Source organism: Bacillus sp. LL01, assembly GCF_001037965.1.
In genome coordinates, this window is sequence record NZ_LFEL01000019.1 from 1 (window position 1) to 15,629 (window position 15,629).

Below are 15,629 nucleotides of genomic sequence, written 5' to 3' on the forward strand. Positions count from 1 at the left end.
AGTAATGATGAGGAGCGTGTAATTGTTGCAGTCAATAAAGGAGCAGAAGCAACAGTTGCCTTAAACGAAGAGCTCACTCTTCAACATGTGCTCACTGGTGAGACGATCACAGCAAATGAGCTCACAATTGAAGGGGATTCATTTGCAACATATGTTGTAGTGGATGATGTAAATGTGGAGCATGTTACGTTGCAAGGCATTGCAGCTCAAAATATTGAGTTAACCTATGACGAGGTAGCGGGGGTGTGGCGCTCAGAAGGCATTCACCTTAAAAATAAACAAACCGTTACATTTAATTATGTGATCAACGGAGCACATTCAACCGGTGAATTAATTTTTACCCCAAATCGAGGCGGGAAATTCGAATTTGTCTTTGATCCCGAGCAACCAGAACAAGTAACCGTGCTACATCCGAGTGATAAAAAGGGGAATAAATAGAAAGAAGTGCGCATTTGCGCACTTCTTTTTTGCTTATTAAATTCCTCATAAAGGCTTTGCGTACAAAATATAACGATCGGGAGCATTCCCGATAAATGAAAAGGGGTAGCAAGTTGTAATGACTAGTTCTTCATAATCTTTATGAAGAGTCACAATAGAGAGGTCATCCTCTTGTACAACCTTGGAAGAGGACATGAAATATGTAAATTCTCCCTGTGGTAGGTGAATAATAATCTCATCTCCAGGTTGGATTTCTCCTAGTTTGCGAAATACCGTATCGCGATGACCTGATAAGACAATTTGTGAACCATCTGCGGGCAAGGCGGATCCGTTAAAAAGGCCCACCCCTCGCTCTAATTCATCTGGGTCAGTACCATTAATGATGGGAAGCTCTTCGTTTAGTGTGGGGAAAGACAAAATGCCAATCGTTTCACCAGTGGCAGAAGGATTATCTGAAGTGGGAGAAGCTTCTTGATGGACGATATTCCTACTTTCATTTAACCCCTCTGCAATCTTAGTGCGACTATTTGTTATCTCCCACACAGCAAACCCAATAAAGATTAATCCAATCACAAGCAACGAATAAGAGATCAATCTCACTGCCATCCCCCTTAATCAATCGGTTAAAAACAAAAAACACTACCCTCTATTTTCATTAATTGTCCTTTTGTTTTCTCTCTTCTGCTTCTAATCCTTTTCGAACTAGCTCCATAAAAGCTGCTGTTCTAGTGGAGATGCCTTCTCGTTCTTGATATTCCTCTACTTTTAAAATTAATTGCTCGGGAATCCTCATATCAATCCGTTGTGTTTTTACTCTCATTTTATCCTCCGAAAGGGTCTACACCTTAGTGTAATATCATCTTCAATTAGTTTGACTGTTAAGAACATTATACCATCACATATTCTTCGGATAAACAGGGTTTTAACAGGTAAGACCTCTTAATTTCACTCATCAAAAATATAAGCAGCTATAAAAAAGACGTAAAAAATACTTGAATTGTACGTTTATTTAATGGTAGCTTTAGTTTGATCATTCAAAATTTAGCGGGGTGACGGGATGGAACTTGTATCAGCTGTTATAAAAAGAACAGCCATTCTTCTTTTAAAGGACGGGAATGGGGTGGGCACACTCTTTGTTGGAGGAGTTCGCAGAGGACAGTGTAGTTTTGAATGTACAAAACAGAAAATAGAATCGTATAAAGACCGTACCTATCTTGATTGGCAATACAAAAAAATCCACCAAGCATATAACTGGAATCTCATTGAACAGCATTACCGCGTAAATGTAAAAACGTAATTCGACAGGGTATGTCGAGAAGAAAATAAAAGAATAATCCGAAAATACTTGAATTGTACGTGAATTATGTGTACATTTAAGTTGTTCGATATAGTGAAATGTAAAACAATAAAGAATGCTGATAAGGGTGATGAGTATTGAGAAGCTTGACTGAGTTGAAGAAATGGTTAATCAGTATATCTCTATTCGGTCTCATTATAGGCGGGGTGACTGTTGGAACCTTCTCTTGGTTTTTATCTTCAGCACTTGTAGAAGGGAAAATCCAAAACGCACAACTTGAGATTAACGTATTAGACGGAGCAGCCGGAATCGAGTTTTTAAGTGAACATGATCGTCTCGTATTAGGGAAGAAAGTTATATCCAAGCCTCTTACGTTTGTAAATAGTGGAGACGAAGCGATGAAGGTATCAGGAAAGCTAGATATCGATCTCATCCATTCTGGTGAAAAGAATGCTCCTAATAATAAGTTGAAGGATGTTCTTGTTACAGTAAAAATTAAACAAAACGGCAACGTCATTGACACGTTTGAAACGACAGGGGATAAAATGGGAGACAAAAATATCTTAAGGAAATTTTCAAATGGCATGGAAAAGAGTGAAACCTTCGAGGTGGAAATGACAATGGAACTTAAAAAGAATCCAGGGAATAAACTTCAAGATCTATCGGTCAAACCTTCTATTCTAGTTGAAGCAAAACAGATAGATAGTAAGGAGTAGATGCATATGAAAAACAAATGGATCTACTTTTTAATAGCCATTTTTTTATTCAACTGCATTCCAATTAATGTAGCTGCAAGTGAAGTACACTCAAAGCAACAAGGGGAGCTAAGTCTTTTTGAAGATGGTTTACGATTGGCCCCATCTAGAAATAGTGGTTTGCAAACGGTCACCCTAGAAAACACACAGGAAAAGAGTTTAGCGACAGATCTATTATTTGAATTTGATTACCGTCATGCTAATGGTCAACTAGAAAATGGGATGTTATCTTACTACGAGGCTATGTCAGAAGTCTTTCTGAACGACAAGCATGTAGAAACGTTCAGTTGGAGTTCCCTTGCGACCTTTCAATATGAGTTTAATGCAAAGCTTCAAAATCTAAGCTTGCAAAAGAACGACCAAGTAAAAATCATCTTTGATATTCACTTAATAAAAGAGGCTTCCAACGATATGCAAAATGGGGTACTCCACGGGAAGTTGAGTGCTGAATCTGAGGGCGCTCTTCTAACCACTTCTCCAACCGAACAAAGAAAATCTAAAACTACTTCCGAGCAACGCGGGACAAATGATCAATTATTCCTATTAGGCAAGCCTACTAGCTTTAAGCACCCAGGTTTAGAAGGCAATCATAAATTACCTTCAACGAGTACAAATATGTACAACTATTTATTAATAGGATGTCTATTAATTATTATTGCAGGTTTCATCCGAGTCTTTGCCGCAGAGAGACTATCGGAGAATAGGGGGTAAATACATGCTTTCTCGGAAAAGGAAGTATCAATTATTAAGGAGTCAACAAAATCGTAAAATAACCTATCTTGTTAGTATTATGTTTTTGTTTASCTTTCTTATTCTAAGTGGGATGAACCTGCTCATTCATACATCGCATTCCTACTTTACCCAAGCTTTAGAAGTTCATGGTCAAGCCATACCGATTGAACAAGAAGAAGAGCTAGAGGAAGAAGAAAAAGAAATGATCGATGAGGTGGTTGAGGAAGAAGAAGGTGGTGAGTTTTCAGAAGATTCAGAAAAAGAAACGAATGAGCCGTTAGATGAAATTGAAAAAGAAGTAGACACAGAGGATTCGAAGGCTATAGAAAAGGTCAAAGAGGAGAAACAAGAAGAAAAACATCCTAAAGAGAAAGAAGCTAAACAGGCAGAGAAGGCAGTAGAGCCAGCTATTGAAGACGATAAGCAAGAGCAAGTTTCTGAGCCAAAAGAAGAAGAAAAGGTCGAGGTCATTGAGAAACCTGCTGAAAAACCTGAGGAACCAAAAGAGGTAAAGGTAACACAAGTAGAAAAAATGAGCGAACCAAAGAAGGAAGAAGGAGAAAAAGAGGCTTCTCCAGAGGCAAAAGACAACACAGAAACAAATGAGAATGGGGAGAAGTCCAATGGAGGGTAATGAAGCAACGTTTGGGAACAGGGTTGCCTACTATCGTAAACAGAAGAACTTATCACTTACTGAGTTAGCGAATAGAACAGGGATTACCAAAAGTTATTTAAGCGATATAGAACGCAATCACAAGGATAATCCTTCTATTAAGATCGTCACAAAGCTTGCTAATGAGCTTGAAGTTCAGTTGCCTCACCTCGTATTTGGARGGGATCGAGAAGTGAGGCTAGATGAGGATTGGATTAGGATTATTTACATGGCCATTCAAAAGGGAATCAAGAAAAACGAGCTCATTCATTTTATTGAAGGAAGATCCGTAGTAGAAAAGTATCATTTAGGACGTGATGCGAAATTTGTAGAAAAGTAATGAGGAAAAAATAGTAAAAAAGTATTGAAAATCACGTACATCACACGTACAATAAAGCCATAAAGAGTTCGATATAGAAAACAACAGTAAGGGTGAGATGCTTGAAAAAACTATTGAAATACTTGTCAACTCTATTACTTATCAGTTTGGCCCTTGGCGCGGGAGCAGTCATTTATTTCGTCATTCAAGCAGACGGCGATGTTGAACAAGCTCCAAGCGTTTTCGGATATAAGCCGCTCACGATACTATCAAACAGTATGCAGCCTGCTTTTGATGCGGGTGATATTATCCTCATCAATGAAAAGGTGGAACCAAGTGTCGGTGATGTCATTRCGTATAAGCATCCAGATGGAATCTTAGTCACTCACAGAGCAATCGATCTCAACGAATCAAATGGACAAATGATGTTCAGAGCACAAGGGGATAACAATAACGTTGAAGATAACATTAACATTCCTCGCGAAGACATTTTAGGAGTCCAAACACATATCATTCCAAATGCAGGCTACTATGCGCAATTTGTAGCAGGGCCAATTGGGTTCTTTATTTTAATAGCCGTACCGATATTAGCAGTTATTATTATCGAAATATTCCAACGTTTAGGTKTGATCGGCAATAAAAAAGAAAAAGTACAAGACAAACAAGCAAGCTAATCAACTACTCACACGGGGGGAGTGATGACGGATGAAGACGTAAAGGGAAACGATCTACATACTTCAAACGTCCAAAAAAATAAAAACACAAAGAGGAGTCGGTTGAACATGAACATGAACATGAACAAAACAAAGAAGGTATTACTAGGAACAGCATTAGCAGGAGCAGTTGTAGTAGGAGCAGGATTCGGAACATTCTCATGGTTCACTTCAAGTGCAAATGTATCAGGCGAAGTGCTGAACTCGACGTTAGAAATCGAAGCAACTGAAGAGTTTAATTTAACAGTACAAGGTGGTCACAGCGCACTTGCTCCAGGCAGAACAGCAATTGGAAGCGCTACAATTGAAAATACTGCTGAAGAAGAGGTTATATTAACAGGTGCATTTACTTTCACTGTTACGAAAGGTGAAAGTAATGTAACTGAGGAGCTACTTCGTGGTTATGATGTAGAGGTGTTTATAAATGATGAATCCGAACCGAAATTCACAGGTAATGCAGCTCAGTTACAAAAAGCAGATGTATTGAATGGTATTACACTAGCCAACGATGAAGATGTCGAGGTAGAGCTAAAGGTTTCTCTTGATGGCCCTTCAACAGGCGATGATTACCAAGGTGCTAACCTTTCTGTAAACTTCGAAACTCTTGCTAAACAAACAGATGATGGTGCCCAGTTCACGAACAACTAAGTAATTATATAAGCGGAGTAAAGAAGTAAGGGCTTCTTTACTCCAAGCACTAATACCTAATTACTACTATAAACTAAAAAACTGCAGTCTTTCATAGAAAAGATATGCCCAAAGGAGATCATTATGCAAAAAACAAAAAAAGCACTACTAGGAACAGCATTAGCAGGGGCAGTTGTAGTTGGCGCAGGGTTTGGAACGTTTTCGTGGTTTACGAGTAGTGCAGAAGTAACTGGGGAAATTCAGAATGCAGAATTAGATTTAACAGCAACTGACGGGGAGTTACTAAATTATATTAATAATGAAAAGTTAGCCCCTTCTCGTTACGCCATCGGAGATTGGATTACAATTACCAATGATTCGACAGACTTCTTTAATTTATTGGAAATTAACTATGATGCAGTATTAGAAGCAGATAATGAAGCTGCGAAATTAGATCAATATCGTTCGGCAGCAGTGCTGCAATTTAACCCTGCTGGTACAAATCTTGTACCTTTTAAAGGTGAGCTTAAAAAGCATCTAGAAAACTACTTAAAAACAGGACAAAGGCCTTCCGGCTTCGGGGTTATTACAGATGCTGGACGTCTGAGAATATTGGATGGGGCCTATACTGCAGAGGATCTAGCTCAAGAAATGGAAGATTATCCATTAGAAACGTTCCTAGTATTTATTCCTCAAACATCATTAATAGAAATCGGTGATGGAGTAACAGATGCTGCTAGTTCTAAGCTATTATCAGTCATCACAAAACGAGAAAAGATCCATTTCTTATACGGAAGTGCACTTGATAAGGAAGCGGGTAATGAATATCAAGGTGCTACTTTAGGTGTTGGCTTCGAATTCAAAGCTCATCAATTAGACACAGATCCAGCCGAGTTATTTAATAGAAATAACTAAAAATACGATCACATGAGAGGAATGTCGTCTCATGTGATTTTTTGTGCGAAAATAAGTATATTTATATCTATTTATTCTGAAAACTGTAGCTATTTAACTTTAATGATGGTAAAGTCTTATTAAGATTAATAGAAAATCAAAAAAAAGAAGCCCAGATTGAGCTTCAATAAATTATTATTCACAATAAGCTAGAGGGGAAAATGTATCCGAATATTCAGACTTTAAAAATCCTTTCATCACCTCGCTTACCATCCATACCCCTTCTTCTTTCAACAGATGCCCATTCAAAACCATCTCTTGTATCCCGTCTTTCTTACAGCACAACTCATTAATCGTCCCTAGTGGTAATCCTAATTCTGTTTCAATGATAGAGGCATAGAACAAATGATTTATGTTATATACATCATTCCAGATCTTAGCTTCGATTTCTATGTAACTTAAATCATAGGCTAACCCAACTCTCATAGCTTCTTCAGGAGTGTCTCCTTTAGCCATCAATTCTTCTACCCCACTATCAACCTCATCTACACGTTGAAAACAGAATAACCAAAAAGCTTGATCTTCTTCTTTTTTTCGGAGTAATGTAAACTCCCCATCATAATACAAGTCGGCATGCACCACGACGTTATGATGGATTTCTGAAGTAGTATACAAGTTTCGTTCCTCCTCTTTACTGATTAAGTTAATACGTATAATAAGTCATATATATATATTCTATTATAGGTAATAATTAACTATTTTTGTAGTGTTTTAGTGTGACAAATTTCTCCAAAAACCTAGTATTCTCTCAAGAATAAGTAACTATTACTTATCTATTAGCTTAGAATGATAGGTTTATGGTTCGGTAAATAGAACGAACGTCATACTCAGTTTATTTTTTGTGAAAARGAAGTGTGCTTTTGCACAGTTCTTTTTTTACTATTTGAGTAGAATTCAAATTAATATGAAGGTATTAAAATTTATACGGCGTCGCAACTCACCTAACCCCCATATCGAATCCTGTTCTTCTCCCACTTCTTGTAATTATGAATAATTTCCAAACCAAACGTAGGCTTTAGTACGTAAATATGAAAAAGCGTGGAACAATCTGACGACAATCGCAGCAATCCGTATCATTAAAGAACGTAATGTGAAAACGGTAGCTTATCTCCTAGCTTCAGAATGTGTAAACCACAACCTTTTTCGCGTGAGAACCTTCCATTCATGTCAGTGTCACCCATAATCTCATGACTGATGTTCTACTTTTATTCAGCTCGATTGAAGGAGAGCCAAAGCTACCACCTATTGATTATAATGTGCTATGGCAAGCCATTGTTCATGAATATTTCAAATTTGTGAGTGATCGGAGACCTGAGGCGATGCAAATCCATAAAGGGTCTCACGATGGTTAATAACAACAGAAAAGAGGTATATGGAATGGCTTTTATACCGATATCCTTATTCATATTGGTGATTTTAGCGCTGGGAATCAGAGAGAAAATCATCCACAAACGCAACATCAACTCGATTCCGGTTCGCGTCAATATTAATGGGATTAGAGGAAAGTCGACTGTCACGCGTCTTGTTACAGGGGTGATTACAGAGACGGGCAAGAGAACAATAGGAAAAACAACAGGTACATCGGCACGCATGATTTACTGGAATACATCTGAAGAAAAGCCGATCAAGCGACGTCATGAAGGGCCGAATATCCGCGAACAACGGATTGTAGTGAAGGAAGCGGCAGATATGGAGGCCGAGGTGCTTGTCAGTGAGTGCATGGCCGTGAATCCCGATTATCAAATCACATTCCAGGAGGAAATGGTGCAAGCGAACATCGGAGTGATTGTGAATGTACTTGAAGATCATATGGATGTAATGGGACCAACGCTTGATGAGGTCGCACAGGCTTTTGTTGCGACGATTCCTTATAACGGACACCTCATTATTACAGAAAGTCCTTACACAGAGTACTACAAAGAGATTGCGACAAAACGGAATACGAAAGTCATCGTAGCGGATAACTCGAGAATTTCAGAGAGCTTTCTGAAGCAGTTTGAATACATGGTCTTCCCTGAAAATGCGTCACTGGCCCTAGCTGTGGCTGAGGCGCTTGAAATTGATGAAGAGACAGCTTTTCGCGGCATGTTAAATGCTCAACCGGACCCTGGTGCGATGCGCATCATACCAATGGATGATCACTCAAACCAAACGTCCTTCTTTGTCAATGGATTCGCAGCAAATGATGCGGCATCGACATTGAACATTTGGAAGAGAGTTGAGATGTTAGGATATCCGACAAAACAGCCCATTATTATTATGAATTGCCGTGAGGACCGTGTCGAACGAACAGAGCAGTTTGCAAGAGATGTGCTTCCTTATATCGAAACGGACAAGCTTGTCGTCATTGGGGAGAGTGTTTCGCCGATTGTCGATGCATATGAAGAAGGCATCATCCCGGCCAAGGAGTTAGTCAATTTTGAAGGAGCATCAACCGATGAAATTGCCAGCTACTTACAAGATGTGATGGCATCTACCACCATTTATGGAGTCGGTAATATCCACGGTGCAGCGGAACCATTAATTGAGAGATTGCAACAATTCAAAGTGAAGAGAATAGCGAGCTAGACGAGGGGGAGCTTTAGGTGTTTGGTACAGATTTATATGTGGCACTCGTAATTGGTGTCGTACTCAGTTTGGTCTATGCTGAAAAGACGGGCATTATGCCTGCAGGACTCATTGTGCCAGGGTATTTGGCGTTAGTCTTTGACCAACCTGTGTTTTTACTAGTTATCTTTTCAATAAGTTTTCTAACCTATTTAATTGTCGTATACGGCATTTCAAAAATAACGATATTATATGGTCGCAGAAAATTTGCGGCGATGTTAACGACGGGGATTGTGTTAAAACTCGTCTTCGACTTCTTTTATCCGGTCATGCCCTTTGAGATCCATGAGTTTAGGGGACTTGGCGTCATCGTGCCCGGATTGATTGCAAACACCATTCAAAAACAAGGTGTGACGCCAACAGTATTAAGTACACTCTTACTTAGCGGGATCACATTTGTCATTATTTCGCTATTTTACTTATTGTAGGGGAGGCGGGCTAACATGAGTCAAAAACGAAAATTAACCTTCCCAGAAAAAGTGTTAATGAGCACGAAAAAGCATAAAGTGCATGCGAAAAAACATTCGATTATTGCCTTTATGATATGTTTTATCATTTTGGCTAGTACAAACCTGATTCGTCAAACAGACGTTCCAACAGTAGCAAAAGAAGATGATTCAGTCTTCACGGCATCGCTTGTTGGTGATATGATGTTTGGCCGCCATGTGGAGAAAGTAGCACAACGCCATGGCTATGACCATATGTTTGCTTACACAAAGCCATATTTTGAAGCGGCTGATTATGTCACAGGCAATTTAACAAGTCCCGTTCTAGATGAAGAAAGCAATAAGCCGATTGATGAAAAAGAGCTCTCGAGTCTTGTAGCTGACAAAGAAGCGATCTCAACTCTTGAAGACGCCCATTTCTCAGTCGTTAATCTAGCAAATAATCATTCATTTGAAGAAACAACGCCAGAAACAGCAGAAACCTTGCAGACGTTAGAACAATCTGAGGTAGAGGCAGTTGGGGTAGCTGAAGATTATGACGCCGCGAAAAGCATTTCTTACACCGAGCATAACGGGCTAGAAGTTGCGACGGTGGGCGTCACAGATGTGATTCAACCGTCAACAGCATCAAGCGTACTAACAACGGATCCCAATGAAGCCTTGCCATTGCTTCGTGAGGCACGTAGTCAAGCTGATCTCGTTGTCGTACATGTACATGCCGGGCAAGAGTACGATAGCTCGCCTACAACACGTCAGGAAACGTTGATGAAAGCTTTTGCTGATGCGGGAGCAGATATCGTGATAGGGCATTATCCACATGTCCTCCAATCAGTAGATGTCTACAATGACACGTTAATTCTCTACTCGATCGGGAATTTCATTTTTGACCAAGGCTGGACAAGAACGCGTGATACAGCGATTGCCCAATACGATCTGAAGCCAGATGGTACAGCCCAAGTCGAGCTTGTTCCGTTTCGGATCTATGAAGCGCAGCYGGTTCCAGTAGACGGTGCACTTGGCTTCTATCACCGGAGCAAGATTTTTAGACAGCTGACAAAAGATACCGAGAACAAAGAAAGCATTATACAACAGGATGACCGCTTAATCTTTGAAGTGGATCACAGTCATGTTTTAGATCGAATGGCAACAAAAGAAGAACCGAATCAAGTGGCAACCACAGTGAGTGAATAAAATCGTTGGTTCCCTGGCCCAAATAAAAGGAGACCATCTCTTTTGTTTGGGCTGTTTGCTTAGAGAAAGGTAGATTTTTATGAAGAAAATGACCACTCTATTACTCATCGTCCTACTAGTAAGCGTAGGCTTTATGTATTTTGGAAGCAAGTCAGAATTGGAAGAATCGGAGAAGGTAGATATGAGCATGAACGAAGAAACGCATGAAGAAGGCTATGGTGTCAGTTCCTCGAATCCAGTCGCCGTGGAAGTTGGGATGCGTGTGCTCGAACAAGGTGGCAACGCAGTCGATGCCGCCGTTGCGGTTTCATTTGCCCTCGGAGTTGTGGAGCCTTATGGTTCTGGTATCGGCGGCGGGGGAACGATGCTGGTCTTACCCGAGAGCGGGGAGGAGCCGGTCGTCTATGATTACCGCGAAACCGCCCCGGCAGATGGGAAGAAAAATAGCACAGGAGTTCCCGGACTTGTCAAAGGGATGCGCGATGTTCATCATGATTACGGCTTAAAAAGCTTGTATGATTTACTCGAACCGTCTATCGAAATTGCAGAAGATGGCTTTGTTGTTGATACGTATTTAAGCGAACGGATCCACGGCGCGAGACATCGTATTGACGAGGACAAAGCGAGTCACTTCTTACCAGATGGGGAAGCGATTAAAGGCGGCGAAACCTTGCAGCAAGAAGAACTCGCCGAAACCTTAAAACATCTTCAAGAATACGGGTTAAATGACTTTTATGAGGGAGAGTTGGCTGAGAAAGTGGCAGACAACTACTCGGATGTAACAAAGAAAGACCTCGAAGAATACGAAGTTGTCAAATCAGCGCCGGCAAAAGGAAGCTTTTACGGCTATGATGTCTATTCAGCAGGACCGCCAACAGCAGGAGTGACCTTCATTCAAATGCTGCAAATGGCAGAACAATATAAAATTGATCAAATGGACAGAGATTCTGCTGATTACATTCATTTACTAGRTGAAATGGCGAAACAAGCCTACAATGACCGCCTATCGAACATCAGTGATCCGGCTTTTAATGAAGTAGCAACAGAGAAGTTAACGAATAAAGATTACTCAAAAAAGCTCGCCCAAAACATCTCAACTAATGAGCTATCAGCGGCATTTGATATTAACGACACGCCAGCCGATGTGAAGAACCACAACAACACAACACATTTTGTTGTGATGGATGAAGATGGCATGGTTGTCTCGGCTACGAATACATTAAGCAATTTCTTTGGTTCAGGAAATATGATTGAGGGCTTCTTTTTAAACAATCAACTAGCCAATTTCAGTTCAAATGAAAAATCACCGAATGCCTATGAACCAAATAAAAGTCCGCGCAGCTTCATCACGCCAACCATTATTCGAAATGAAGAAGAGAACGAAGTGATTKGCATCGGCACACCTGGTGGGCGACGGATTCCACAAGTGCTGAGCCAAGTGATGGTTCGCGCGATGTTTGATGACATCTCGCTCCAAGAAGCACTCGATCATCCACGCTTTATCGTAGAGGATGATGAAATCTTTATTGAAGAAAACATCCCAGAATCCGTCGTCAGTGACCTTAGAAATCAAGGCTACTCGGTTAAAATTCATAACTCTGATATGTTCTATGGTGGTGTCCAAATGTTATCGAAATTTGGAGACGACCTAGAAGTAACAGGTGCAGCTGATAAAAGACGTTCTGGAGCATGGAAAGCAAGAAGCAGTKAATAACGAAAGAGGTGGAGAACATGTTTATGAGTCTATTGAAATCAATCGTACCAATAGCGGCAGTGGCCGTCTTACTTGTCGCTCTCTATTTATTCAAGCATGACGAGGGACTGACGGATGTCGAAGCAAGTGCCATCGACGACTTCTATTTCCAAGTTGAACAACATGAAGAGCTTCGTCACAATTTAGAAGAAGCACTCGATCACCCAAAATACGAAGCGAAAAAAGAGCAAATTCTTACTAAGTTCGCCAACAACAAAATAATTAGCATCGCCGTCGTTGGGTCCGATGCTCATAGCCAAGGKGAGTTATTTGAAAATGGCAAAACAATCGCGATCCCATCGTGGCCAGAACTTGTTGAAGGGGAGTTAAATGAGATTTACGGGGAGGACGCCTTTGATGTAAACTACCTCTCAGGCTACAAAGACCTCACAACAAGTGAGTTCTATGCAAGCGAGGCTTTACAAGAGATCGAAGCAATGAACCCAGACATCATCTTGTTTGAWCCATTTCTACTAAATGATCATTCAAACCTAACACTTGATCAAACACTTTTAAATCTATCAGCGATCATCCGCACGATGGACCAACAAATTGGTGCCTATGTCATTGTGCAACCACCGCATCCGCTCTATCAACCGAACTTCTACCAAGAACAAGTAGAGGGGCTAGCGGCATTTATGGCAGAGGAGGACCAACCGTACCTCGATCATTGGAGCACATGGCCAGATACAGAGGATGAACAGCTCAAGCAATATTTACTCGAAGTCCCAGACGGAAAGTATCGTCCAAATAAAAAAGGACACACAGTGTGGAGCGAATATATTGTCGATTATTTTGCGGGAAATAATTAAGAGGAAACCAGCACATGATGATGTGCTGGTTTTTCGCTGTGTGATCGGCTAGAAAAATGTCGAAAATCCATCTATTTATTAATCAATCGTGATAAGATAGACGCATGAGCCAGAAACTAGAATCGACATATGAATGAGCAAGGGAATGAAGAAAAATGTTGATCTCCTTATTTATTATTGCCATAGGTGCACTCCCGACGGTGCTCGCCTTAAATGTATTACGTATTTACCGATCTGAACTCGGAATCGGTTTATTATTATTCATGCTCTCAGTCAGTCTGTGGCAAGTGAATATTGCGGTCCTTTACATGGCAGGAGTATTATCAGAAGAAACGATTCTCATGCTCTTTAAACTATTTCGAGCCGGCCCGACCTTTGCAGTGCCGTTCCTCTATTATATTGCCTATTTAATTGTGAAAAAGCATATACCAAGCATTGAAAATACCGTACAATACCGTATGATGCGAGTGATTTTTAATCGAACAGTTTTTGTCGTTCTCATCATTTGGAGTGTTTTCGTCTACGGGGTCAACTGGACCCAACTAGGTATCACGGGATTAGTCGAACAAGGCATTCACATGACGCCCAACACATTCTATTTCCCGGAATACGGTCCGCTACATATTCTTTTCCTAATCCATGCCCTTTTGGCAGTTGTCCTTTTAATTGTGATTTTCTTTGTCTCAAAAGGGATTCATAACGTCCATTTAAAATCATTTTTAAGTACATTCGCCCTATGTGCGTTGTTTCTCTTTCTCACCGCCATGGTCAATTTCAATCCAACGACCGGGTCACTCATCGGAAGCGTAGGTGTGATCATTTTCACATCGACGATTATCTTTTCCTTTGTGAAGCTGAATAACTTAACGACCATCAAGTACCATCAACTAATCGAAAGGCAGAAAAAGCTCGATTACTCAGGAAATGTGGCAACCAGTCTGATACATGAAGTCAAAAACAACCTACAAATCATCAAAGCCTATTCAACCCTACTACCACGAAATGATGATTTATCAAAAGAAGGTCAAGACATGATCCGRAAAATCCAAATGGCCAGCAACCAATTGGAGGACCTCACGCATAGCTATCATGAGTACCTGCAAAAGAAAGCGATCAACTTTGCCTATTATGACTTAAATGAGCTGTTGAAAGAGGCCATCGACATCACCTCGGATATAACGGATAGTAAAGAGATAGAAGTGAGTGCAGACCTGACATTCGCTCCGCTAAAAGCCTATGTCAGCGGCACGTATTTAAAACAAGTCTTTATCAACTTAATCAAAAATAGCGCCGAATCGATTCAAACTGATCGTCTCTTTAAACAAATTACGATCGAAACCATCATTGATGACGACCGCATCATCATCGATTTCACCGACACAGGCGAAGGAATCCCTCATGATAAATGGGAAGAAATCTTCGACCCATTTATGTCTTCAAAAGGCGATGGAATGGGCGTTGGACTACCATTTTCAAGAAAGCTCATCTTCGAGCATCGCGGCGAACTCAAAGTGCTAAAGAGCAGCAACGAAGGCACAACCTTCCGAGTAGAGCTTCCACATTATCAATATAGCGTGATTTAAGAGAGAAAAGAGGCTGAGACAAAAGTATTTTAACTCATGGAAAATCGAACATTACTGATGCGTTCTATGTATACCGCTCCTGAAATATACTTCGCTTTCCGCGGGAAGCTGGTGAGCCTCCTCGTGCTACGCACTGTGGGGTCTCACCTCTGCTTTTCATCCCGCAGGAGGTCTACATATATTTCATCCGCTCATTTAGCGCATCGTTCGTATCCTGAGTTAAACCTCTTAGATATGTCCTAGCCCCTTTTTGATGTCCGATAAAAAAAGAACTAGCCCCACAGTTGGAACTAGTTCATCGATTAATCTGGTTGCACTTGAACAAACTCTAATCCTTTTTTCTTCATCAAATACTGAAGCCCAGTACGGAACGTAGAATGAACATTAAATTGGCTTGTATCAATAGTTGACTTCACCATCTCTTGCACTAAGCCTGAAGAAAACCCAGTAAAGATCGTCTCCACACCCATCAGCCTCAAAGAATCCCTCAGTTGAGTAATCCGGTCACCCAAATGCTCCATTCCAAGCTGATCAATCTCACGGTACGTAATCGCTGTAAAATCYATAATGACAGTATCGGCTTTCTCTGTTTGAATACGAGTTAAAATTTTCGTTTGAATTGAGGAGAAACGCTCATTCGTTAAAGCTCCTGTTAATGGCACGAGTATCGTACTTGGAATGATCGATGGAATAATAGGGGCTGATAAATCCGCTATTACTACCTCATTCTTCCTAATCGTCTCTCGCAAC

General features: G+C 40.5%; 19 protein-coding genes and 1 pseudogene. 16 read left to right on the top strand and 4 right to left on the bottom strand.

Features of this window, described 5'->3' with window-relative positions:
• Positions 1–438, top strand: a pseudogene (locus AB685_RS31415) (glycoside hydrolase family 13 protein); the annotation flags it as partial.
• A 45-nt stretch (positions 439–483) separates the two neighbouring features.
• Here AB685_RS31415 and AB685_RS21465 read toward each other — a convergent pair.
• Both AB685_RS21465 and AB685_RS31790 read right to left on the bottom strand, forming a co-directional pair.
• Positions 484–1,044 (bottom strand): class D sortase, encoded by a 561-nt coding sequence (locus tag AB685_RS21465; protein WP_047972632.1) that lies wholly within the window; start codon positions 1,042–1,044, stop codon positions 484–486.
• A 49-nt stretch (positions 1,045–1,093) separates the two neighbouring features.
• Positions 1,094–1,258, bottom strand: coding sequence for a hypothetical protein (locus tag AB685_RS31790; RefSeq protein WP_198530561.1), 165 nt, complete (start codon positions 1,256–1,258; stop codon positions 1,094–1,096).
• Between the two features lie 237 nt (positions 1,259–1,495).
• On the opposite strand from AB685_RS31790, the gene AB685_RS21470 reads away from it, so the two are divergent.
• The 8 genes from AB685_RS21470 (at position 1,496) to AB685_RS21505 (ending at position 6,448) form a co-directional block, all read left to right on the top strand.
• Positions 1,496–1,735, top strand: coding sequence for a hypothetical protein (locus AB685_RS21470; RefSeq protein WP_047972633.1), 240 nt, complete (start codon positions 1,496–1,498; stop codon positions 1,733–1,735).
• A gap of 137 nt (positions 1,736–1,872) precedes the next feature.
• The gene (locus AB685_RS21475) at positions 1,873–2,451 is read left to right on the top strand and encodes a hypothetical protein (protein ID WP_047972634.1); all 579 of its coding nucleotides are present in this window, start codon (positions 1,873–1,875) and stop codon (positions 2,449–2,451) included.
• Positions 2,452–2,457: 6 nt separating this feature from the next.
• Positions 2,458–3,201, top strand: a complete 744-nt coding sequence (locus AB685_RS21480; RefSeq protein ID WP_047972635.1) for an LPXTG cell wall anchor domain-containing protein — start codon at positions 2,458–2,460, stop codon at positions 3,199–3,201.
• 4 nt (positions 3,202–3,205) lie between these two features.
• The gene (locus tag AB685_RS21485; protein WP_047972636.1) at positions 3,206–3,856 is read left to right on the top strand and encodes a hypothetical protein; all 651 of its coding nucleotides are present in this window, start codon (positions 3,206–3,208) and stop codon (positions 3,854–3,856) included.
• Entirely contained in the window at positions 3,846–4,214 is a 369-nt protein-coding gene (locus tag AB685_RS21490) for a helix-turn-helix transcriptional regulator (protein WP_047972637.1), read from the top strand. Before AB685_RS21485 ends, AB685_RS21490 begins: the two co-directional genes overlap by 11 nt.
• A gap of 101 nt (positions 4,215–4,315) precedes the next feature.
• Complete coding sequence (locus tag AB685_RS21495; protein WP_047972638.1) at positions 4,316–4,867, top strand: signal peptidase I; 552 nt, start codon at positions 4,316–4,318, stop codon at positions 4,865–4,867.
• Between the two features lie 108 nt (positions 4,868–4,975).
• Complete coding sequence (locus AB685_RS21500; RefSeq protein WP_047972639.1) at positions 4,976–5,554, top strand: hypothetical protein; 579 nt, start codon at positions 4,976–4,978, stop codon at positions 5,552–5,554.
• Positions 5,555–5,677: 123 nt separating this feature from the next.
• The gene (locus AB685_RS21505) at positions 5,678–6,448 is read left to right on the top strand and encodes a hypothetical protein (RefSeq protein WP_047972640.1); all 771 of its coding nucleotides are present in this window, start codon (positions 5,678–5,680) and stop codon (positions 6,446–6,448) included.
• A 174-nt stretch (positions 6,449–6,622) separates the two neighbouring features.
• Here the strand turns inward: AB685_RS21505 and AB685_RS21510 are convergent, their stop codons facing one another.
• The gene (locus tag AB685_RS21510; protein ID WP_047972641.1) at positions 6,623–7,102 is read right to left on the bottom strand and encodes a hypothetical protein; all 480 of its coding nucleotides are present in this window, start codon (positions 7,100–7,102) and stop codon (positions 6,623–6,625) included.
• Positions 7,103–7,674: 572 nt separating this feature from the next.
• Here AB685_RS21510 and AB685_RS31795 point away from each other — a divergent pair.
• The 7 genes from AB685_RS31795 to AB685_RS21540 all read left to right on the top strand — a co-directional run bounded on the left by AB685_RS31795 (position 7,675) and on the right by AB685_RS21540 (position 14,879).
• On the top strand, positions 7,675–7,839 hold the full coding sequence (locus AB685_RS31795; protein WP_198530562.1) for a hypothetical protein: 165 nt from the start codon (positions 7,675–7,677) through the stop codon (positions 7,837–7,839).
• A 25-nt stretch (positions 7,840–7,864) separates the two neighbouring features.
• Positions 7,865–9,055 carry a poly-gamma-glutamate synthase PgsB gene (pgsB, locus tag AB685_RS21515; protein WP_047972642.1) on the top strand — a complete coding sequence of 397 codons (1,191 nt, stop codon included), beginning with the start codon at positions 7,865–7,867 and terminating at the stop codon, positions 9,053–9,055.
• 17 nt (positions 9,056–9,072) lie between these two features.
• The gene (gene pgsC / locus AB685_RS21520; protein ID WP_047972643.1) at positions 9,073–9,522 is read left to right on the top strand and encodes a poly-gamma-glutamate biosynthesis protein PgsC; all 450 of its coding nucleotides are present in this window, start codon (positions 9,073–9,075) and stop codon (positions 9,520–9,522) included.
• A 15-nt stretch (positions 9,523–9,537) separates the two neighbouring features.
• Positions 9,538–10,731 (top strand): CapA family protein, encoded by a 1,194-nt coding sequence (locus AB685_RS21525; RefSeq protein ID WP_047972644.1) that lies wholly within the window; start codon positions 9,538–9,540, stop codon positions 10,729–10,731.
• 79 nt (positions 10,732–10,810) lie between these two features.
• Positions 10,811–12,445, top strand: a complete 1,635-nt coding sequence (gene ggt, locus AB685_RS21530) for a gamma-glutamyltransferase (protein WP_047972645.1) — start codon at positions 10,811–10,813, stop codon at positions 12,443–12,445.
• A gap of 23 nt (positions 12,446–12,468) precedes the next feature.
• Positions 12,469–13,296 (top strand): hypothetical protein, encoded by an 828-nt coding sequence (locus tag AB685_RS21535; RefSeq protein WP_128755928.1) that lies wholly within the window; start codon positions 12,469–12,471, stop codon positions 13,294–13,296.
• A gap of 155 nt (positions 13,297–13,451) precedes the next feature.
• A complete protein-coding gene (locus AB685_RS21540) occupies positions 13,452–14,879 on the top strand; it encodes a sensor histidine kinase (protein ID WP_053073908.1) in 1,428 nt (475 codons plus the stop codon).
• Between the two features lie 302 nt (positions 14,880–15,181).
• On the opposite strand, the gene AB685_RS21545 is transcribed toward AB685_RS21540, so the two are convergent.
• Positions 15,182–15,629: STAS domain-containing protein (locus AB685_RS21545; RefSeq protein ID WP_047972647.1), on the bottom strand; the 448-nt coding region annotated here is incomplete at its 5' end.

Excerpts from the sequence above, each read along its gene's own strand:
- AB685_RS31790 (WP_198530561.1), bottom strand. The coding sequence starts at position 1,258 with ATGAGAGTAAAAACACAACGGATTGATATGAGGATTCCCGAGCAATTA.
- AB685_RS31795 (WP_198530562.1), top strand. The coding sequence starts at position 7,675 with ATGACTGATGTTCTACTTTTATTCAGCTCGATTGAAGGAGAGCCAAAG.
- AB685_RS21505 (WP_047972640.1), top strand. The coding sequence starts at position 5,678 with ATGCAAAAAACAAAAAAAGCACTACTAGGAACAGCATTAGCAGGGGCA.
- AB685_RS21500 (WP_047972639.1), top strand. The coding sequence starts at position 4,976 with ATGAACATGAACATGAACAAAACAAAGAAGGTATTACTAGGAACAGCA.
- AB685_RS21470 (WP_047972633.1), top strand. The coding sequence starts at position 1,496 with ATGGAACTTGTATCAGCTGTTATAAAAAGAACAGCCATTCTTCTTTTA.
- AB685_RS21480 (WP_047972635.1), top strand. The coding sequence starts at position 2,458 with ATGAAAAACAAATGGATCTACTTTTTAATAGCCATTTTTTTATTCAAC.
- pgsB (WP_047972642.1), top strand. The coding sequence starts at position 7,865 with ATGGCTTTTATACCGATATCCTTATTCATATTGGTGATTTTAGCGCTG.
- AB685_RS21465 (WP_047972632.1), bottom strand. The coding sequence starts at position 1,044 with ATGGCAGTGAGATTGATCTCTTATTCGTTGCTTGTGATTGGATTAATC.